The organism is Pseudomonas stagnisoli, from assembly GCF_048595745.1.
In the GTDB taxonomy this organism is placed as follows: Bacteria; Pseudomonadota; Gammaproteobacteria; order Pseudomonadales; family Pseudomonadaceae; genus Aquipseudomonas; species Aquipseudomonas alcaligenes_A.
The window spans coordinates 3,902,828-3,921,841 of record NZ_CP184361.1 but is presented as its reverse complement, the minus strand read 5'-3'; the positions used below and the strand labels follow the sequence as shown (position 1 = coordinate 3,921,841).

Below are 19,014 nucleotides of genomic sequence, written 5' to 3'. Positions count from 1 at the left end.
CGCAGCATGGGGAAAACGACGAGGCCCGGTCAATGCGCTGAGTCAATGATCCGGGCCTTGGGCTAGAACGTTTTGATCGATGCTTAGATTGCGATCACGCCAGTGCCTTGTAGATGTTGAAGGCGCTGATCAGGGTGATCAGGCAGCCAACGATGGTCATCAGGGTGCGCGCCGGGATTCTCTTGCACAGGTAGGCAGCGAAGGGCGCGGCGAACATACCGCCGAACACCAGGCCGGCGACCATCAACCAAGTGTCCAGTTCGCCGGCCAGGAGGATGAACGAGGCGGCGCTGGAAAGGGTCAGGAAGAACTCGGCGAAATTCACCGAGCCGATGGTGGTGCGCGGATCGCTGCCCGAACCGATCAGGCTGCTGGTGACCACCGGGCCCCAGCCACCGCCGCCGGCGGCATCGACGAAACCGCCGAACAGGGCCAGCTTGGCCACGTGCTTGGGAGCCTTGCGCTGGGCTACATGCAGATAGGCCTTGCGCAGAATGTACAGCCCCATCAGCAGCAGGTAGGCAGAGATGAAGGGCTTCATCACGTCGCCGTCGAACTGAGTGATCAGCACGGCGCCAAGCACTGCGCCGATGATGCCGGGCAGCAGCAGGCGCAGGAACAGTGACTTGTTGACGTTGCCCAGTTTGGCGTGGGAAATGCCCGAAAGACCGGTGGTGAATACTTCGGCGATGTGCACGCTGGCGCTGGCTGCGGCAGGAGAGGCGCCGGCGCTGAGCAGGAAAGTGGTGGCGGTGATGCCATAGGCCATGCCCAGTGCGCCATCCACCACCTGGGCCAGGAAGCCTACTGCTACCGCGCTCCAGAAGGTCGGGCTGCTCAGTGCGCTTTCGATGATTTCCAGGCCGCTGTGACCGCCGTTGTCGCCGAAGAACAGGCGCCAGGCGAGGAAACCGATCAGGCTGAACAGGATCAGCACGGCCGCCCACATGGCGGCACGCAGTACCGGGTGGTTGTCCGGATGGGTAACGTAGTCTTCGACGGGGGGCAGGCCCAGTGCCTCGTGCTCCGCATTGAGCGGGCTCTGGCTGAGGTCGAGGTCGCGGATTTTCATGCAGCGGCTGCCTGACAGTGGGTGGTAGAACAGGCTGGAATAAGCAGACGGCGAAGATAATGGGCTTTTCTTAGATAGTCTAAGAATGTTTCTGTAGGTTTATATTCTATTTGGTTTTGTTGCCTGGTCGCTCTGTGCTGCCCTAGGCTTGGCCATCTCCAACGCATGGACGCTCCATGACACTCAGCCATCGCCCCGCCAACACCACCTTGGTGCTCCTGGCCTCCCTTTATTGCGCCCAGGGCTTGCCGTCTGGCCTGGTGGCTCATTCGCTACCGGTATTGCTGCGGCAGAATGGCGTCGACCTGGCACTGATCGGCCTGCTCAAGCTGCTGGCGCTGCCCTGGTTGCTCAAGGTGCTGTGGGCACCCTGGATCGACCGCATTGGTTCGCGGCGCCTGGGCCATCACCGTGGCTGGATTCTGCCGCTGCAGGGCACGGTGATCCTCTGTCTGGCTGGCCTGGCCCTGATCGCCCCGCAAGCGCTGTTCGGTTCGGCCTTCTGGCTGTTGCTGGGCATGTTGCTGCTTATCAACCTGGCTGCTGCCAGCCAGGACGTGGCCACCGATGGCCTGGCCGTGCGTCTGCTGCCGGAGCGCTGGCGCGGCCTGGGCAACAGCCTGCAGGTGGGCGGCTACAAGGTCGGCATGCTGGCCAGTGGCAGCGGCCTGCTGCTGGTGATCGGTGGGCTGGGCTGGAACTTGTCCATCGGCCTGCTGGCGCTGGCGCTGGTGGTGCTGACCCTGCCGATTCTGTTCTTTCCAGAGAAGCGCCTGCTGCCGCAGCACATCGAACTGGCCGAGCCCGCCGGACCCGGTCTGCTCTGGCGGCATTACCAGGGCCTGCTGGCGCAACCGGGCATGCTCGCCTGGCTGGCGGTGGTGCTGACCTTCAAGCTCGGCGACGCTCTCGGTTCGCCGATGATCAAGCCGATGCTGGTCGACCAGGGCTGGGACACCAGCGCCCTCGGCCAGCTGACCCTGATCAGCAGCCTGGCCGGCATCGGCGGCGCGCTGCTGGGTGGTCTGCTCTACGCGAGGATCGGCGCGCTGCGCTCACTGCTGGCTTTCGGCGCCCTGCAGGCGCTGGGTATCGCCGCTATGGCGTTGCTGGTGGGCAGGGGCGGCGATGCCGTGCTGGTGTATGCGGTGTCGCTGTTCGAGCAGGCCGCTGACGGCATGTCCACCGTCGCCCTGTTCGCCGTGATGATGCGCATGTGCCGCCCGGAACACGAGGGTGCGGACTTCACTCTGCAGGCCAGTGCGCAGGTGTTGCTGGCCGGCGTAGTCGGCGCATGTAGCGGCCTTCTGGCCAAGTGGTTGGGTTATCAGGTGTTATTCGTTGCGGCCGCTGCGTTGGGCGCATTTATGCTGGTGTTGGTACTGCGCTATTTTCGCAATGCGGCCGAATCGCCGCCTCCCCGATTTGAGTAGCACCGCGCTTAGAGGTCAAGCAAGCGTAGCGCGGTGAGAGCGCGTCAGGCCAGGCTCGATCCGCATCAGGACGAACAGCTGATTTCCAGATGCTTGCCCCACTCCGGTGGGCGCTCGGTGTAGCGCTGCATGCCGGGCTGTTCCTTGAAGGGTTGCGAGAGCACGGCGTGCAGTTCGCGCACCGGGGCGTAGTCGCCCTGTTCGGCGGCGCTGATGGCGTTCTGGGCCAGGTAGTTGCGCAGCACATAGAGTGGATTGACCGTGTGCATGCGCGCCTGGCGCTCCTGCTGCGTACCGCCTTCCTGGGCGACGCGCGCCAGGTAGTCGCGGCCCCACTGGTCGAAACCGGCGAGGTCGACGAACTCCTCGCGCAGCTGCAGCAGCGCTTCGTTGGCCGCCCGTTCGCCGAGGTGGCGGAAGAACAGCGAGTAATCCACCGCGCTGCCTTGCATCAGTTCCAGCAGGCGCTCGACCAGCGCCGCATCGCGCTCATCCGCGGTGGTCAGGCCCAGGCGGCGACGCATCAGGTCGAGGTGGTGGGCCTGGTAGAGCGGCAGGAACAGGCCCAGCGTTTCGCGCAGCTGCTCGACTTCGACGAAGGGCGTCAGCGCCTGGGCCAGAGCGGCCAGGTTCCAGTGGGCGATGGGCACCTGGTTGGTGAAGCTGTAGCGACCGCTGTCGTCGGAGTGGTTGCAGATATGCCGGGCGTCGAAGTCGTCGAGGAAGGCGTAGGGGCCGTAGTCGAAGGTGATGCCAAGGATCGACATGTTGTCGCTGTTCATCACACCGTGGCAGAAGCCATAAGCCTGCCATTTGGCGATCAGCTCGGCATTGCGTTCGACGATCTCGCGGAACATCGCTGCCCAGGGGTTCTCCGCTGCCAGGCAGTCGGGGAAATGGCAGGTCAGCACGTGCTCGCCCAGTTCCTTCAGCCGTTCGTGCTGGTTGCTGTAGTAGAAGTACTCGAAGTGGCCGAAGCGCACGTGGCTCGGTGCCAGGCGCAGCAACATGGCGCCGCTCTCCTGGCGTTCACGCCACACCGGGGTGCTGGAGCCGGTGACGCACAGGGCGCGCGAGGTCGGGATGCCCAGGGCGTGCAGGTACTCGCTGGCGAGGAACTCGCGGATCGAGCTGCGCAGCACCGCGCGGCCATCGCCCATGCGCGAGTAGGGCGTCTGCCCGGCGCCCTTGAGGTGCAGGTCCCAGTGCTCACCGGCGGCGTTGACCACCTCGCCCAGCAGCAGGCCGCGGCCGTCGCCCAGGCGCGGGTTGTAGACGCCGAACTGGTGCCCGGCATAGACCATGGCGCGGGGCTCTGCGTCGCTCCACAGCTTGTGCCCGGAGAACAGCTGGGCGAACAGCTCGCTGTCGGCTTCGGCCGGGTCGAGGTCGAGCAGGGTCATGGCCGCCGGGCTTGCCACCACCAGGCGCGGCTCGTCCAGTGGCTCGGGCAGCACGGCCGTGGAGAAGGCGTCGCCCAGGCGGGCGAAGCGGTTATCGAAGACGAGGTCGGCGAGGGCTTTCAACGGCGGGCTCCAACGAAAAAGCCCGAGCATTGTGCTCGGGCTTGTCGTGGGGCGTCCAGCGCGTCTTACTCTTCGTCTTGCGCCGCTGGGGTCTCGGGTCCGCTGTCCTTGCCGGCAGCTTGCGGTTTGCTCTGAATCAGCTGGTACTCGCCGCCCTCGAGATTTTTCACATGCACATCGAGCTGGCGGAACGAGATGTCGATGCCGTGCTTCTTGAACTCGCGATCGATGAAACGGTTGATTTCATCGGTGGCCGGATTGCGGTCGCCGAGATCGCGGACATGGATGCGCAGCTCGTGGTTCAGGGTGCTCTCACCGAAGGTCAGGAAGTACACCAGTGGTTCCGGTTCGCGCAGTACGCGCGGGTTTTCTCTGGCGGCCTGCAGCAGCAGTTTGCGCACCAGCTCGAGATCCGAGCCATAACCGACGCCGACCTGAATGGTGACGCGGGTGACGGTATCGGTCAGCGACCAGTTCACCAGTTGGCCGGTGATGAAGGTCTTGTTCGGGACGATGATTTCCTTGCGGTCGAAATCCGTGATGGTGGTGGCGCGGATGCGGATACGGCTGACCGTGCCGGACAGGTTGCCGATGGTGACCACGTCACCGATCCGTACGGGGCGCTCGAACAGGATGATCAGGCCGGAGATGAAGTTGGCGAAGATTTCCTGCATGCCGAAACCAATGCCCACCGAGAGTGCGGCGACCAGCCATTGCAGCTTGTCCCAGCTGACGCCGAGGGCGCCAAGCGTGGCGACAAAGCCGGCACCGCTGATCACGTAGGTCAGCAGCGTGGTGGTGGCGTAGGCGCTGCCCTGTGCCAGCTTCAGGCGTGACAGCACCAGGACTTCCAGGAGACCCGGCAGGTTGCGGGCCAGGGCAATGGTCAGGCCGATGATGATCAGGCTGCCCAGCAGGTCGAGCAGGCTGATCGGCATCAGGGTGGCACTTTCACCGGTGCCGCTGCTGTATTCGTAGAGGGTGATGTTGTCCAGGTAGGTGAACACCGTGATCAAGTCGGCCCAGACCCAGTACAGGCAGGCGACGAAACCGCCCAATAGCGCCAGGCGCATCAGTCGCAGCGACTGCTGGTTGATCTGCTCGATGTCCAGGGTCGGCTCCTCCACCAGGGGTTCGCCTTCCGGACCTTCCTTGGGTTGCGCCTGGCGCTTGGCCAGGGCGCGGGCATAGGCCAGGCGGCGGGCGGCCACGGCCAGGCCGCGTTCGAAGGCGGCTTCCAGCACCAGCCAGAGAATCAGCAGGTAGAGGGTGTCGATCAGTCGGTCGGTCAGTTTCAGCGCGGTGTAGTAGTAGCCGAAACACACGGCGACGAACAGGCCGATGGGAAGAGCGGTGAAGGTCAGCCCCAGTAGCAGGCGGAACGGCGAGGTGTTCTCGCGCATCGGTCCGGCCAGCAGCAGGCGGCTGAGCAGCCAGGCCATCAGGGCGAAGCCGGTCAGTACCACGAAGATGCCGATCACGTCCTCGGCGAGCACCGCCGGCTGGTGTTCGGCAACCGTCACCACGGCCACCAGCGATAGCACGACCAGCCCCAGACGGCGCACCTGGGTGCGCAGGTAGGTGACCTGCGAGCGCGGCCAGCGGAAGTGCAGTTCGCCGACACCGCCCGGGGCCAGGATGCGGTACAGGGTGTAAAACACCAGCCAGGCCTGGGCCATTTCCAGCAGGGCGCTGCCGAGCGTGGCGTTCTGGCCGCGCGCGTCGATCAGCAGGGCGACGCCGGCCAGGCCAAGCAGCAGGGTCACCGGCAGGGCGAGCAGCAGGTTGACCAGGATCGCCAGCGGCGTATGCAGCTGGCTGTCGCGCTTGTAGTGGCCGATATCCTCATGCAGTTGCTGCAACTTGGCGAACAGCCAGCCGCGCCGCCATACCAGGGCGCCGATGAGCAGCAGCAGCGGAATGAACAGCCAGGGACGGTCGACCAGCCCGGCGCCCAGTTCGCGTATTCCCGAGCCCCAGGGCATCGCCGCCAGCTGCCTCTCCAGCAGTTTGGGGACTTGTTGCAACCAGGCCAGGTCGAGTGGCTTGTTGCTGGGGATCCAGAACATCTGTTCTTCCAGCGTGTTGCGCAGGCTCGTGACCATCGCCTGCAACTGCTTCTGATTGAGCTGCAGGGTGATCGACTCGTTGAGCAGGGCATTCAGCTCACGGTTCATGTGTTCGAGCAGCTGGCTGCGGGTGGTGACCAGCTCCAGCAGGGTCTTGCGCAGCTCGGGGGTGACCTGCTCGGCCGGCTGGCTGGCCAGCAGGCCATCGACATAGGCATTCAGGTCGCCGAGCTTGTCGCGCTCCTGATTCAGCTCGAACTGGTAGAGGCGGATGTCGGCGATTTCGTCGGCCAGGCCGCCGTCGACTTGCAGGCGCGGCAGGGTCTGTTTCTGCTGGTAGAGGATCTTGGCCAGTAGCAGGCTGCCGCGCAGCACGCTGACCTGCTCATCCAGCGCCTGGTCGGCCTGGCTGACGCTGTCGAGTTGCTGCTTGGTTTCCAGGTTCTGACGGGTGAGCTGGTTGAGGCGCTCGGTGGCGCGCAGCAGGTAGTCGGAAATCTTCAGGTTGGTCGCGCTTTCCCGGGCCAGCAGGCTGTCCGGGGTGGCCTGCTCGGCCTCGCGGGACAGTTCGGCAACGGTCTGTTCCGAGCTCTCGCGGCGCTTCTCGCTGATCAGTGCCTGCAGATCCAGGCTCTCCTGGTCGAGGCGGCGGATGCGCTCCTGCAGCAGCTCGTGGCGCGAACTACCGAGGTCCTGCAGCAGGCTGTTGCCGGCCAGTTCCTGGCGGCGCAGTTCGGTTTGCGCCTCGATGGCCGCCAGCTCGGCATTGAGCTGGTCACGGCGCTCGGCGGAGAGCGGCTTGCCAGCTTCCTTGCCGACCTTGAGCAGGTTGTTGATCTGCAGGGTGCGCGTCTGGTTGCTGCTGATTTCAGCCTGGGCCCGCTCCGGGCGGGTCTGCGCGGTGATCATCAGGCTGCTGGCCTCGGCCAGTTCCTGTTGCCAGTTGCTCAGCTGGGCAGCGCGTTCGCTCAGGAGCTGCTCCAGCTGTGCCACGCTGGACTTGGCATAGCGCTTGTTCACATCCACCGCCGCCGTGGCCTTGAGGCGGGTCAGCTCGCGCTGGGCTTCACCGGTCAGGCGTGGTGCATCGCGTAGCTGAACCTTGAGCGCCTCCAGCTTCTGCTGGCTGCCATCACGGTCGGCCAGGAAGGCCAGCGTTTGCTCCAGGCGGGACTTCAGCGCGTTGTGCTCGGCCTCCGGCAACTTGCGGTCGGCCAGGGCGTCGAGGCTCTGCTGCACGGCCTTGGCCGAAGGCGGTTCGGCAGCCGAGACAGGGGCGATGAAGCTGCAGCCAAGCAGCAGTCCGAGAAGGAGAGGGCGCAGGAAAGACATGGTCGCGGCAGCGGCTCTTAGAAAAGAATGGGGCTAATGATATGCCAGGCAGGCGGCTGATGCCGCCAACCAGGGCGCTTTACCAGCGCGTGGGCGCGCTCATAGGAACAGGCCGGGGCCGGGTTTGCCCTGGCCTTCGGGGAATCTGACGCCGACCTTGCGCACCTTGTTCCCGTCCATCAGGGCCACGGTCCAGGTCAGGCCGTTCCATTCCACCTGGTCGCCAATCACCGGTTCGCCGCCGATCTGCTGGTAGATGAAGCGCCCGAGAGGCTGGCGGCCGTCCTCCTCGCCCAGCTTCAGGCCATACAGGGCTGCCACCGCGCCGAGCTGGGCGTCGCCTTCCAGCACGAAATCACCGAAGAAGCGCAGGTCCTGGCCGCGCTGCGGCGCCTGGCTGAACAGCTTGCCGAGTGCCGGCAGATCATGTTCATGACCGACCACGCAGAGGATATCGCCGGCGTCCAGCGTGGTACTGCCGGACGGGTGCAGCAGTTCGGTGCCGCGGAACAGTGCGGCCACGCGGGTGCCGTCGGGCATCTTGAGATCGCGCAGCGGCGCGCCGATGCACCATTTCTCGGCGCCGAGACGGTAAATGAACAGCTCCCACTGGCTGGTGGGGTGAATCTCCAGGCCGGCGCGGGAAATCGGTGCCGGGTCCGGCGGCACGGTGACCTTGAGCAGTCGGGCGGCCAGGGGCAGGCTGGTACCTTGCAGCAGCAGTGACACCAGTACGATGAAGAAGGCCACGTTGAAGAACAGCTGGGCATTGTCCAGACCGGCCATCAGCGGGAACACCGCGAGGATGATCGGCACCGCGCCGCGCAGGCCGACCCAGGCGATGAAGATTTTCTCGCGATCATGGAAGGCGCGGAACGGCAGCAGACCCAGGAAGACTGACAATGGCCGGGCGAACAGAATCATCCACAGCGCCAAGCCCAGCGCCGGTACGATGATCGGCAGTAGCTCGTGGGGCGTTACCAGCAGGCCGAGCACCAGGAACATGCCGATCTGCGCCAGCCAGGTGAGACCGTCGAGCATGTGCAGGATGCCGTGGCGCGAGCGGATGGGCTGGTTGCCCAGCAGCAGGCCGCACAGGTAGATGGCGAGGATGCCGCTGCCGCCGATGGCGTTGGTGACGGCAAAGATGATCAGGCCGCCGCTGACCACCAGCAGTGGGTACAGTCCGCCCGCCAGGTTCATGCGGTTGACCAGTTGCAGCAGCAGCCAGCCACCGCCCAGGCCGAACAGCCCGCCGATACCGAACTGCTGCAGCAGGTGGACGAGGAAGCTCCAGCTGAGGCCGGCCTGGCCCTTGGCCAGCATGTCGATCAGGATCACGGTGAGGAACACCGCCATCGGATCGTTGCTGCCCGATTCGATTTCCAGCGTCGCACTGACCCGCTCGTTGAGGCCACGCCCACCAAGCAGGGAGAACACCGCTGCCGCGTCGGTGGAACCGACGATGGCGCCGATCAGCAGGCCTTCCAGCCAGTGCAGGTTGAATAGCCAGGCGGCTGCCACGCCGGTCAGCCCGGCGGTGACCAGCACCCCGAGTGTGGCCAGCGACAGCGAGGGCCATAACGCCACACGGAAACTGGAAACGCGGGTGCGCATGCCGCCGTCGAGGAGGATTACGGCCAGCGCCAGGTTGCCCACCAAATAGGCCGTGGAGTAGTCGTTGAAGACGATGCCGCCGGGGCCGTCGACGCCGGCCAGCATGCCGACGGCAAGGAACACCACCAGGATCGGGATGCCGAAACGCGAGCCGAAAGCGCTGACCAGGATGCTCATGCCCACCAGCAGCGCACCGATCAGAAACAGGCTGTTGATGGCGCTGGCGTCCAAGGCGTACTCCGGGGGCAACAAAAGGGGGGGCGCATCTGAGTATGCAGATGGCATGCCGGATTCTAACCATTGCCTTCGCTGCCCTGTCAAAGAAAAACGCCCCGCATGTGCGGGGCGTTCTTCGCAGCCAAATCAGAGACTTAGAACCAGGCGTCGTGCATGCCAAGGCAGGTGTCGTCGCGCGCTTCGAGAATGTTCAGCTCGTGCTGGCAGCTCGGTACTTCCCAGGTCAGGAAGTAGCGCGCGGCCTGTAGCTTGCCTCTATAGAAGTCGGCATCGGCGGGGTTGCCGTTAGCCAGGCCTTCCTCGGCGCGGATCGCCTGTTCCAGCCAGCGCCAGCCGATTACCGCGTGGCCGAAGGCCTTGAGGTACAGCGCCGAGTTGGCCAGGCCCTGGTTGACCTTTCCGGCCAGCAGGTCGCCGAGCAGGGCCAGGGTCACGCCGCCGAGGCGTTGCACCAGCTGCTCCAGCGGCTGGCGCAGGCGGTCCAGCGAACCGAACTGGCTGGCGCGCTGGCAGGTGGCCTGGATCAGCGTCATCAGCTGCTTGAGGGCGGCGCCGTTGTTCATCGACACCTTGCGCCCGAGCAGGTCGAGCGACTGGATGCCGTGGGTGCCTTCATGGATCGGGTTGAGGCGGTTGTCGCGGTAGTACTGCTCCACCGGGTACTCGCGGGTGTAGCCGTGGCCGCCGAGGATCTGGATGGCCAGTTCGTTGGCCTTCAGGCAGAACTCCGAGGGCCAGGATTTGACGATCGGGGTGAGCAGGTCGAGCAGCTCCAGGGCTTTCCTGCGCTCGTCTTCGGTGGGCAGGGTCTGGGTGTCGTCGAACAGCCGCGCGGCGTACAGGCCGAGGTCGAAGGCGCCCTCGACGTAGGCCTTCTGGGTCAGCAGCATGCGCCGCACGTCGGCGTGCTCGACGATGGAAATTTGCGGGCTGCTCGGATCCTTGCCGTCCGCGTGGCGGCCCTGCGGGCGGTTGCGCGCGTAGTCCAGCGAGTACAGGTAGCCGGCGTAGCCGAGCATGATGGCGCCCATGCCGACGCCGATGCGCGCCTCGTTCATCATCTGGAACATGTAGGACAGGCCATGGTGCGGCTTGCCCACCAGGTAGCCGACGCACTCGCCGTTGTCGCCGAAATTGAGCGCAGTGGAGGTGGTGCCGCGCCAGCCCATCTTGTGGAACAGACCGGCCAGGGTCACGTCGTTGCGCTCCCCCAGCGAGCCGTCGTCATTCACATGGAACTTGGGCACCAGGAACAGGCTGATGCCCTTCACCCCGGGCGGGGCGTCCGGCAGCTTGGCCAGCACCATGTGCACGATGTTCTCGGAGATCGGCTGGTCGCCGCCGGAGATGAAGATCTTGTTGCCCTTGATCCGGTAGCTGCCGTCGGCGTGCGGCTCGGCCTTGGTGCGGATGTCCGACAGCGAGGAACCGGCATGCGGCTCGGTCAGGCACATGGTGCCGAAGAAGCGCCCGTCGATGATCGGCTGCAGGTAGCGGGCCTTCTGCTCGTCATTGCCGAAGGCCTCGATCAGGTTGGCCACGCCCATGGTCAGCATCGAGTAGGAGCTGGTGGCGATGTTGGCCGACTGGAAGTGGGCGAAGCAGGCCTGCGACAGCAGGTTGGGCAGCTGCATGCCGCCGTGTTCGAAGTCGCGGGTGGCGTTGAGGAAACCGGCCTCGTGGAAGGCGCGCAGGGCCGGCTCGACCTCGGGGATCAGCACTGCGGCGCCATCCACGTACTGTGGCTCGTGCTCGTCGTTCTTGCGGTTGTGCGGGGCGAACAGCTCCTCGGCGATACCGCGGGCGGTGGCGATGGCCGCGTCGAAGGTCTCGCGGTTGTGCTCGGCGAAGCGCTCGCGCTGGGTCAGGGCTTCGGCGTCGAGCACTTCGTAGAGCTCGAAGGCCAGGTTGCGGGAACTGAGCAGGGACTCGGACATGGACTCGTCTCCGGTGGGATCTTGCAGGAGTCTAGGATTGTGAATAGAGGCTGCCTAGCAAGATTCATTTGCCTGATACGTCGCCAGAACCTGCCGCCTTCACGCCTTCGGGCTACAATTCGCGCCCCGCTCCAGGTGAAACGTTCATGAACTACCGCCACGCCTTCCATGCCGGCAACCATGCCGACGTGCTCAAGCACCTTGTCATCAGCCGCATCATCGCCCTGCTGTCACGCAAGGAGGCGCCTTTCGCCTACCTCGACAGCCATGCCGGCGTCGGCCTCTATGACCTGCAGGGTGACCAGGCGACGCGCACCGGCGAGTGGCTGGACGGTATCGGCCGCCTGTGGGAGGCCACCGATCTGCCCGAAGCGACCGCCGACTACTTTGGCTTGCTGCGCGGCCTCAACCCGGACGGTGCGTTGCGCTACTACCCGGGCTCGCCCGAACTGGCGCGACAGCTGACGCGTGAGCAGGACCGCGTGCTACTCAACGAGAAGCACCCGGAGGACGGCCAGCTGCTCAAGGACAACATGAAGGGTGACCGCCGCGTGGCCGTGCACCTGGGCGAAGGCTGGCACGTGCCGCGCGCCCTGCTGCCGGTGGCGGAGAAGCGCGCGTTGCTGCTGATCGACCCGCCGTTCGAGAAGGTCGACGAGCTGGAGCGTTGCGTTACTGCGCTGGATGAGGCCATCGGCCGCATGCGCCAGACGGTGGTGGCGATCTGGTACCCGATCAAGGACGAGCGCCAGCTCAAGCGCTTCTACCAGGCGTTGGGCAAGTCCAGCGCGCCCAAGCTGCTGCGCGCCGAGCTGTTCGTCCATCCGGCGGACGACGCCAGCCGCCTGGCTGGCTCCGGCCTGGCCATCGCCAACGCGCCCTGGGGCCTGGAGGACGAACTCAAGCAGCTGTTGCCCTGGCTGGCCGGCAAGCTGGCGCAGAGCCAGGGCGACTTCCGCCTGGACTGGCTGATCGCCGACTGAACCCTCAGCGATTGCGGCGGATGGCGCGTTCGGCGGCGCCGATGACATCCTTGCCGATCTGCTCCTCGAACTGCTGCCATACCGGACGCATGGCGTCGCGCCAGGCATCGCGCGTGGCGGCATCGAGGCTGGTCAGCTGGGCCTTGCCGCCGGCCAGCAGGCGTTCGCGGTCCGCCTGATTCTGTTGCTCGGCGGCGCGGTTCACCTCGAAGGTCACCTCGTCGATGATGCTTTCCAGTTCCGTGCGCGTCTCATGGGGAATGGAGAACCAGAAGCGGCTGTTGGTCACCAGCATGTAGTTGAGCGAGCCGTGGTTGGTCTCGGTGATGTGCGGCAGCTGTTCCACATAGTTCTGGCTGTGGATGTTCGACCAGGTATTTTCCGTGCCCTGGATGGTGCCGGCGCGCAGCGCATTCGGGGTTTCCGCGAAAGGCATGCCAACGGCTTTCGCGCCGAGCCTGGCGAACTGGCTTTCGATCACCGGCGAGGGCTGGATGCGAAAGCTCAGGCCCGCGGCGTCGCTCGGCTGTCGCAGGGGGCGAGTGGCGGCCAGCTGCTTCATGCCGTTTTGCCAGTACGCCAGGCCGCTGATGCCCTGCTGCGCCATGGCGCTGAGCAGCTGGCGGCCCTTGGGGCTTTTCTGGAAGCGGCTCACGGCCTCCTGGTCATCGAACAGGAAGGGCAGGTCGAACACCTGCAGTTTGGGGGTGTACGCGCTGAATTTGGCCAATGACGGCGCAAGCATCTGCACTTTGTCGTCGAGCAATGCCTGCATCTCGTTGCTGTCGTCGAACAGGCTGGCATTGGGGTAGACCTCGACCTGCACGCGGCCGGCCAGGCGTTCCTCCACCTTCTGCTTGAACAGCAGGGCGCCCTGGCCTTTCGGGGTGTCCTCGGCCACGACATGAGAGAACTTGATCAGGAAGGTCTTTTCCTCGGCGAAGCTCGGCGTGGTGAAACAGAGCAGCAGGGCGCAGAGGCCAGAAAGGGTCTTGTTCATGATCAGCCTGTGATTGTGCGTATGGACGTCATTGCCTGTGCCGCTGGAGCAGCAGGCGGCAACCTACAGCATAGGTGCCAATACGGCAGCTTTCGCTTGTCGGAGCTGTGATAGATGACGCGTGGCGCGGGTGGACAGCGCTCAGTCCGGCATCGCGCTGTTGTGCTTCAGCTGTGCGGCCAGCTCTGCCAGTTGCTGCTGCTGTTGCTGCAGTTCGCTCAGCGAGGTGTGCGAAACGGGGGGAGGGGGCTGCAGCAGTTCTGCCTGCAGGTTGTGCAGCAAGCCCAGGGTTTGTGCGGCTGCTTCGCGGCAGCTGGCTTGCTGCTGTGCCAGCGTCTGCAGCGGGGCTTCGAGCAGCAGTCGGGCGGCGTCCGATTCATCCTGCGTCTGCGGGGTGGCCTGGGTCGTTGCCTGCTGCAGGGCATCAAGCATGCTCGCCAGCGTGCTGCGGATGGTCTGGGAGAACTCGGTCGAGCGGTTTGACAGCGCGCGGACTTCGTCGGCCACCACGGCGAAACCGCGGCCCGTGTCGCCGGCCCGTGCCGCTTCGATGGCGGCATTGAGTGCCAGCAGGTTGGTCTGCTTGGCAATCGAGTCCATGTCGTCGGTGGCGCGCATGATGGTCTGCACCAGCTCGGAGACCACCTGTAGCCGCTCGCCCTGCGTGGCGGCCTGCTGTTCGCCGCGCTGCTGCCCGGCGCTCAGCGTGCTTAATGCCTGCTGAATCTGCTGCATGGCCGCTGCGCTGTCCTGCTCCTGTATCGGCAGCAGCGCCGCGTGCATCTGCTCGCCATGACGTGAGACCCGCTCATGCTGGCTTTGCCAGTGCCGTTGCTGGCTGTCCGCCAGGGCCGCCCACTGGGTCTCAAGCGCCTCCAGCCACTGCCGTTGCTGTTCGCTCAATGCGTCCAGCTGCGCGGCCAGTGGTGCTGCCCAGGTGGGTGTCACCACCGGGCTTGGGCGTGGCTGCATCAGCGCGCGCCAGTGGGTGGCGGTGGCCAGTGCCGGCAACAGGCCGAGATTCAGGCACAGACCACAGAACAGGCAGATCCACAGCGGCAGACCGCCCCAGGCGCCCAATCCCACCAGTACCCAGGGCAGCAACTGCAGGGCAATGGCGGCCGGGCTGAAGGCTCTGGGCGGAATCTCGTGCAGGTCGGAAAAGCGCGGCTGGTGCATGGTGGCCGTATCTACTTCGGGTGGGCGCAGCTGAGTTTAGGCGGGCCGCGTGCGGCCGGCTATTTTCCGCGCTGGCGCGGGTCGACGTAATAAGTTATCTGCTGGCGCGGATCCAGGTATTCCAGGGCCTCCGCCGGTAGTTGCGCAGGCCGCAGGCTGCGGGCGATGGCCAGCTTGGGCTCCTGTTCGAGGTTGACGATCAGCGCTTCGGCCTTGGGGATGCTGGGTTCATAGATGATCAGCGTGGGCCGCAGCGGCAGGTTCGGGTGCATACCCAGGACCAGTGCGTAGCGCTCGTCTTCCAGTTGCACCAGGCTGCCGGGCGGGTAGATACCCATGCCGCGGATAAAGGTCTTGAGTGCCACTTCGTCGTAGCGTTCGCGCTGCTGTTTGAACATCAGGGCCAGGGCTTCGTGCGGGCTGAGTGCCTGGCGCGGATCGAGCGGGTTGCAAAGGTCGTCGAAGGCGTTGACCAGGCTCACCACCCGGCTCAGGCGGCCGATGGCGGCCTCGCGCAGGCCCTTCGGGTAGCCGCTGCCATCGCAGTATTCGTGATGCTCCTGGATGATCCGCAGCACTTCGTCGTCGAGCATCAGCTCCTGGCCGTGGCGCACGCCGAACTCACAGTGCAGCTGCAGCAACTGCTGCTCCGGGCGCGTCAGCGGCTCGGTCTTGAGCAGCACCTTGCTGGGGATCTGCAGCTTGCCGATGTCGTGCAGCAGGGCCCCCAGGCCCAGGCTGTGGCAGGCCTCGGAATCGAAACCGAGCTGGCGGCCGAGCATCACCGACAGCACGGTGACGTTGAGCGGATGCAGATAGGCGTCCTCGGCGGCCTTGCCGTTGATGCTGTGCAGCGCCGCGCCGTCCTCGCCACCGAGGGCGCTGACCAGCTCGCGCACCACTTCGCCCGCCTGCTGGATGGCCTCTTCCGGCTGGCTGCGCAGAGTCTGGTTGAGTGACTTGACCCGTTGGCTGGCCTGGATGAAGGTGCGGTCCACTTCCGCCAGGCGCTTGCGCAGGGCGCCCAGTTTGGCGGCGCGGGCCTGGCGGGCCAGCTCCTCCGGATCGGGGCGCGATGCTTCGGGAGCGGCAGCCGGTGCCGTTGCCGTCAGTTCCAGCGGCTCGCAGTCACTGCGCGCCGGTTCGTAGCGCAGTTGCTTCAGGCCCAGCGCACGCAGAGCCTGGATCTGCTTTTCGTCTTTGATCTTGAATTGGCTGAACGTGAAATTGTGTTCCCACCAGCTCAGGTCTAGGTGGATATAGAGGCCCACGCAGAGCTGGTCGGGCGATATATGAAGGGTGCTGGCGGACATGCCGTGCTCGCGGGGTACTGGCTTTTTGCTGGCAGTCTAGCGCTTCGCCATGCGTCTGGCAGCCCTGTCAGTCGGCGTCCAGTGCCATCTCCACTTCGGCTGCCCAGGCCAGCCAGGACTGTTCGCCGAGAATGCCGCGGCGCAGGGTCAGGTAGGGCAGGCGCAGGGCCCGGCGCTGGTCGGCGGGCAGGGCCTGGTAGTCGCGTTCGATGGCCTGCAGGCTGTCCAGGGTCTTGCGGTGCACGGCCACATGCCGCTGCATTTCCTCGCGCAGGTTGGCGGTCGAGGTGTGCGCACCGCCGAACAGCTTCACCAGCAGCGCGTCGTTGATCTTGTTCGGTTGCACCGGCTCGCCCAGCCAGCGCAGCAGCTCGGCGTGGCCGGCGGCGGTGAGGCGGTAGACCTTCTTGTCCGGGCGCGTTTCCTGGGGCTGTGCCTCGCAGTCCAGCCAGCCGGCTTCATTGAGTTTCTTCAGCTCCTGGTAGACCTGCTGGTGCTTGGCGTTCCAGAAGTAGCCGAGGCCTTCCTTGAAGCGCTTGAGCAGGTCGTAGCCGCTGCCCGGTTCGCTTTCCAGAAGGATGAGGATGGCGTGCTTGAGCGACATGGACGAACTCGGCGAGGGCGGTGCGCCGCAGTATACGGATTATGCAAAGAGTTGCATGGAAGTGATCTGCTGCTAGTATGCAAAAACTTGCATAAAAACAATCACGCAGGAATCCTCATGAAACGCACCGGTACCCGCTTCCGCCCGCGCCTGGCGGCCAATCACTACGATGCCATCGTCATCGGTTCCGGCATCGGCGGCCTCACCACCGCCGCCCTGCTGAGCAAGCTGGGCAAGCGCGTGTGCGTGCTGGAACAGCACTACACGGCCGGCGGCTATACCCACAGCTACGAGCGCGAAGGCTACGAGTGGGATGTGGGCGTGCACTACATCGGCGAGGTGCACAAACCCTGGTCGATGATCCGCCGGGTGTTCGACGTGATCAGCGACGGCAAGCTGGAGTGGGCGCCGATGGATGCACACTACGACCGCATCGTGATTGGCGAGCAGAGCTACGACTACGTGGCCGGTCGTGATGAGTTCAAGGCCGAGATGAAGCGCCATTTCCCCGCCGAGGCGGGGGCCATCGACCGCTATGTCGAGCTGCTCAGCGAGGTCAGTGCACGGGTGCCGCGCTTCTTCGCCGGCCAGGCCCTGCCGCGTTCGCTCGGCATGCTCTACGCGAGGCTGCGCCGCCTGTGGCTGCCGGCCTATTTCTTCAAGAGCACCCGCGAGGTGCTGGAAGGCCTGACGCAGAATCAGGAGCTGATTGGCGTGCTCACCGCCCAGTGGGGCGACTACGGCCTGCCGCCGGCGCAGGCGGCTTTCGTCATGCATGCCATGGTGGCCAAGCACTACATCACCGGCGGCAACTACCCGGTGGGCGGCGCGATCAGGATTTCCGAGACCATCATCCCGCTGATCGAGGCGGCGGGCGGCAACGTCTTCACCTATGCCGGCGTGGACAAAATCCTGGTGGAGAACGGCCGCGCCGTGGGCGTACGCCTGCACAAAGATGGCTTCGAGATCCGCGCGCCGCAGATCGTCAGCTGCGCCGGCCTGGTGCCGACCTACACCCGCCTGCTGGAGCCGCAGGTGGCCGAGGTGCATGGCCTGCTGGCGCCGTTGCAGCAGGTGAAGCTGTCGGCGGCAACCCTGTGCCTGTACGCCGGTTTCAAGGGCAGCGCTGCCGAACTGGGTCTGCCGAAGACCAACTACTGGGTCTACCCGAGCCATGACCATGACCACAACGTCAGCAGCTTCGAGAGCGGGCAGAATCCAGCGATGCCGCTGATCTACATCAGCTTCCCTTCGGCCAAGGACCCCGGCTGGGATGCTCACTACCCGCACAAGGCGACGGTGGAGATCGTCGCGCCGACGCTGCCGCAGTGGTTCGCGCCCTGGAAGGGCAGTACCTGGGGCAAGCGCGGCGCCGACTACGAGGCGTTCAAGGCGCAGCTCACCGAGCAGCTGCTGGAGACCCTCTACCGCCATCAGCCGCAGCTGCGCGGCGCGCTGGATTTCTGCGAGCTGGCCACGCCGCTGTCCACCGAGTGGTTCCAGTGGAACGAGCAGGGCGAGATCTACGGCATCGACCACACGGTACAGCGCTTCGACCAGCACTGGATCCACAGCCAGACGCCGATCAAGGGCCTCTACCTGACCGGTGCCGACACCGTCACCGCCGGCGTCGGCGGCGCGCTGATGGCCGGCGTGCTGACGGCCACGCGCATGCTGGGTTGGCGGGGCTACAAGGTGGGCAAGTTGCTCAAGGACTGGAAGCCTGTCGCGCAGGCAGGGGGTGCGGTGGAGGTCGCCGGCTAGAGGGTTGGCCTCAGACCATCACGTCGATGCGGTTGCCCAGGTTTGCCGGATTGCTCGAGGGTGCGCTGGGGGCCACGGCCTGCATCAGGTTGGCTGTGCTGGCAGCCTGCAACTCCAGGGTCTTGCGCAGCAGCATCAGTGAGGCCAGAGCCGACGCCTGGGCAGCGGCCTGGCTGGAGATCTGCCGGGGGCTGAGTTCCATGACCGGGCTCCTTGAGTTTCTTCAGCCTGGCAGGCACACCCCGGTGCCGCCGAGGCCGCAATAACCGCCGGGATTCTTCGCCAGGTACTGCTGGTGATAAGCCTCAGCGTAGTAGAAAGGCGGGGCCGCGGCGATCTCGGTGGTGATGGCGCCGAAACCGGCCTTCTCCAGTTCCAGCTGGAACTGTGCCTGGCTGGCCTGGGCGGCCTGCAGCTGAGCGTCATCCATGCAGTAGATGGCCGAGCGGTACTGGGTGCCGATATCGTTACCCTGGCGCATGCCCTGGGTCGGGTTGTGCGCTTCCCAGAAGACTTTCAGCAGTTGCTCGTAGGAGGTTTGCTGCGGGTCGAACACCACCAGCACCACCTCGGTATGGCCAGTCAGGCCGGAGCAGACTTCCTCATAGGTGGGGTTGGGTGTATGGCCGCCGGCATAGCCGACGGCGGTGCTCCACACGCCCGGCTGCTGCCAGAAGCGCCGCTCGGCACCCCAGAAGCAGCCGAGGGCGAACACGGCCTGCTGCAGGCCGGCGGGGAAGGGGCCCTGCAGCGGGTTGCCGTTGACATAATGGGCGGCAGGCACCGCCATGCGCGCGGCGCGGCCCGGCAGGGCCTGCTCGGCGCTGGGCAGTTCGAGCTTGTGGGCGAGGATTTGCGAGCGCAGGACCATGATCTGTTCCTCGTGGTGGCGGTGGGGGTGGGAGATAGCTTACCCCTTTGGGGTTATCGGTAGACGCCGAAACTGAG

The 19,014-nt window shown here is 65.4% G+C and carries 14 protein-coding genes; 3 read left to right on the top strand and 11 right to left on the bottom strand.

Going from position 1 to position 19,014, the window contains the following annotated elements; translation table 11 throughout:
* Nucleotides 1-94 precede the first annotated feature (94 nt).
* Nucleotides 95-1,072, bottom strand: coding sequence for a sulfite exporter TauE/SafE family protein (locus tag ACOAPY_RS18870; protein WP_076424353.1), 978 nt, complete (start codon nt 1,070-1,072; stop codon nt 95-97).
* Nucleotides 1,073-1,248: 176 nt separating this feature from the next.
* Here ACOAPY_RS18870 and ACOAPY_RS18865 point away from each other — a divergent pair, with 176 nt between their 5' ends.
* Complete coding sequence (locus ACOAPY_RS18865) at nt 1,249-2,505, top strand: MFS transporter (protein WP_465154318.1); 1,257 nt, start codon at nt 1,249-1,251, stop codon at nt 2,503-2,505.
* Nucleotides 2,506-2,570: 65 nt separating this feature from the next.
* Here the strand turns inward: ACOAPY_RS18865 and selO are convergent, their stop codons facing one another.
* The 4 genes from selO to ACOAPY_RS18845 form a co-directional block, all read right to left on the bottom strand.
* Nucleotides 2,571-4,031 carry a protein adenylyltransferase SelO gene (gene selO / locus ACOAPY_RS18860; protein WP_465154317.1) on the bottom strand — a complete coding sequence of 487 codons (1,461 nt, stop codon included), beginning with the start codon at nt 4,029-4,031 and terminating at the stop codon, nt 2,571-2,573.
* A gap of 65 nt (nt 4,032-4,096) precedes the next feature.
* Entirely contained in the window at nt 4,097-7,432 is a 3,336-nt protein-coding gene (gene mscK / locus ACOAPY_RS18855; protein WP_465154316.1) for a mechanosensitive channel MscK, read from the bottom strand.
* 99 nt (nt 7,433-7,531) lie between these two features.
* Entirely contained in the window at nt 7,532-9,280 is a 1,749-nt protein-coding gene (locus tag ACOAPY_RS18850) for a potassium/proton antiporter (protein ID WP_465154315.1), read from the bottom strand.
* 140 nt (nt 9,281-9,420) lie between these two features.
* Complete coding sequence (locus ACOAPY_RS18845; RefSeq protein ID WP_465154314.1) at nt 9,421-11,223, bottom strand: acyl-CoA dehydrogenase; 1,803 nt, start codon at nt 11,221-11,223, stop codon at nt 9,421-9,423.
* Between the two features lie 146 nt (nt 11,224-11,369).
* Between ACOAPY_RS18845 and ACOAPY_RS18840 the strand changes: the two genes are divergently transcribed.
* Entirely contained in the window at nt 11,370-12,206 is an 837-nt protein-coding gene (locus ACOAPY_RS18840; RefSeq protein WP_465154313.1) for a 23S rRNA (adenine(2030)-N(6))-methyltransferase RlmJ, read from the top strand.
* Between the two features lie 4 nt (nt 12,207-12,210).
* Here the strand turns inward: ACOAPY_RS18840 and ACOAPY_RS18835 are convergent, their stop codons facing one another.
* The 4 genes from ACOAPY_RS18835 to ACOAPY_RS18820 form a co-directional block, all read right to left on the bottom strand.
* On the bottom strand, nt 12,211-13,206 hold the full coding sequence (locus tag ACOAPY_RS18835; protein ID WP_465154312.1) for a DctP family TRAP transporter solute-binding subunit: 996 nt from the start codon (nt 13,204-13,206) through the stop codon (nt 12,211-12,213).
* A gap of 141 nt (nt 13,207-13,347) precedes the next feature.
* Nucleotides 13,348-13,941, bottom strand: a complete 594-nt coding sequence (locus ACOAPY_RS18830) for a methyl-accepting chemotaxis protein (RefSeq protein ID WP_465156868.1) — start codon at nt 13,939-13,941, stop codon at nt 13,348-13,350.
* Between the two features lie 503 nt (nt 13,942-14,444).
* Nucleotides 14,445-15,698: an HD-GYP domain-containing protein gene (locus tag ACOAPY_RS18825; protein WP_465154311.1), complete on the bottom strand. Its 1,254-nt coding sequence runs from the start codon at nt 15,696-15,698 to the stop codon at nt 14,445-14,447.
* A gap of 67 nt (nt 15,699-15,765) precedes the next feature.
* Nucleotides 15,766-16,302 (bottom strand): PadR family transcriptional regulator, encoded by a 537-nt coding sequence (locus tag ACOAPY_RS18820; protein ID WP_465154310.1) that lies wholly within the window; start codon nt 16,300-16,302, stop codon nt 15,766-15,768.
* Nucleotides 16,303-16,419: 117 nt separating this feature from the next.
* Between ACOAPY_RS18820 and ACOAPY_RS18815 the strand changes: the two genes are divergently transcribed.
* Nucleotides 16,420-18,066, top strand: coding sequence for a phytoene desaturase family protein (locus tag ACOAPY_RS18815; RefSeq protein WP_465154309.1), 1,647 nt, complete (start codon nt 16,420-16,422; stop codon nt 18,064-18,066).
* Nucleotides 18,067-18,076: 10 nt separating this feature from the next.
* Here ACOAPY_RS18815 and ACOAPY_RS18810 read toward each other — a convergent pair whose 3' ends face one another.
* Both ACOAPY_RS18810 and msrA read right to left on the bottom strand, forming a co-directional pair.
* Entirely contained in the window at nt 18,077-18,268 is a 192-nt protein-coding gene (locus ACOAPY_RS18810) for a putative motility protein (RefSeq protein WP_021702674.1), read from the bottom strand.
* Nucleotides 18,269-18,289: 21 nt separating this feature from the next.
* Entirely contained in the window at nt 18,290-18,937 is a 648-nt protein-coding gene (gene msrA, locus ACOAPY_RS18805; RefSeq protein WP_465154308.1) for a peptide-methionine (S)-S-oxide reductase MsrA, read from the bottom strand.
* Nucleotides 18,938-19,014: the final 77 nt, after the last annotated feature.

Bases quoted from the DNA above. Each gene is read 5' to 3' on its own strand.
- ACOAPY_RS18830 (WP_465156868.1), bottom strand. From the start codon at position 13,941: ATGCAGCAGATTCAGCAGGCATTAAGCACGCTGAGCGCCGGGCAGCAG.
- ACOAPY_RS18835 (WP_465154312.1), bottom strand. From the start codon at position 13,206: ATGAACAAGACCCTTTCTGGCCTCTGCGCCCTGCTGCTCTGTTTCACC.
- ACOAPY_RS18825 (WP_465154311.1), bottom strand. From the start codon at position 15,698: ATGTCCGCCAGCACCCTTCATATATCGCCCGACCAGCTCTGCGTGGGC.
- msrA (WP_465154308.1), bottom strand. From the start codon at position 18,937: ATGGTCCTGCGCTCGCAAATCCTCGCCCACAAGCTCGAACTGCCCAGC.
- ACOAPY_RS18865 (WP_465154318.1), top strand. From the start codon at position 1,249: ATGACACTCAGCCATCGCCCCGCCAACACCACCTTGGTGCTCCTGGCC.
- ACOAPY_RS18840 (WP_465154313.1), top strand. From the start codon at position 11,370: ATGAACTACCGCCACGCCTTCCATGCCGGCAACCATGCCGACGTGCTC.
- ACOAPY_RS18870 (WP_076424353.1), bottom strand. From the start codon at position 1,072: ATGAAAATCCGCGACCTCGACCTCAGCCAGAGCCCGCTCAATGCGGAG.
- ACOAPY_RS18815 (WP_465154309.1), top strand. From the start codon at position 16,420: ATGAAACGCACCGGTACCCGCTTCCGCCCGCGCCTGGCGGCCAATCAC.
- ACOAPY_RS18810 (WP_021702674.1), bottom strand. From the start codon at position 18,268: ATGGAACTCAGCCCCCGGCAGATCTCCAGCCAGGCCGCTGCCCAGGCG.
- ACOAPY_RS18820 (WP_465154310.1), bottom strand. From the start codon at position 16,302: ATGTCGCTCAAGCACGCCATCCTCATCCTTCTGGAAAGCGAACCGGGC.
- mscK (WP_465154316.1), bottom strand. From the start codon at position 7,432: ATGTCTTTCCTGCGCCCTCTCCTTCTCGGACTGCTGCTTGGCTGCAGC.
- ACOAPY_RS18845 (WP_465154314.1), bottom strand. From the start codon at position 11,223: ATGTCCGAGTCCCTGCTCAGTTCCCGCAACCTGGCCTTCGAGCTCTAC.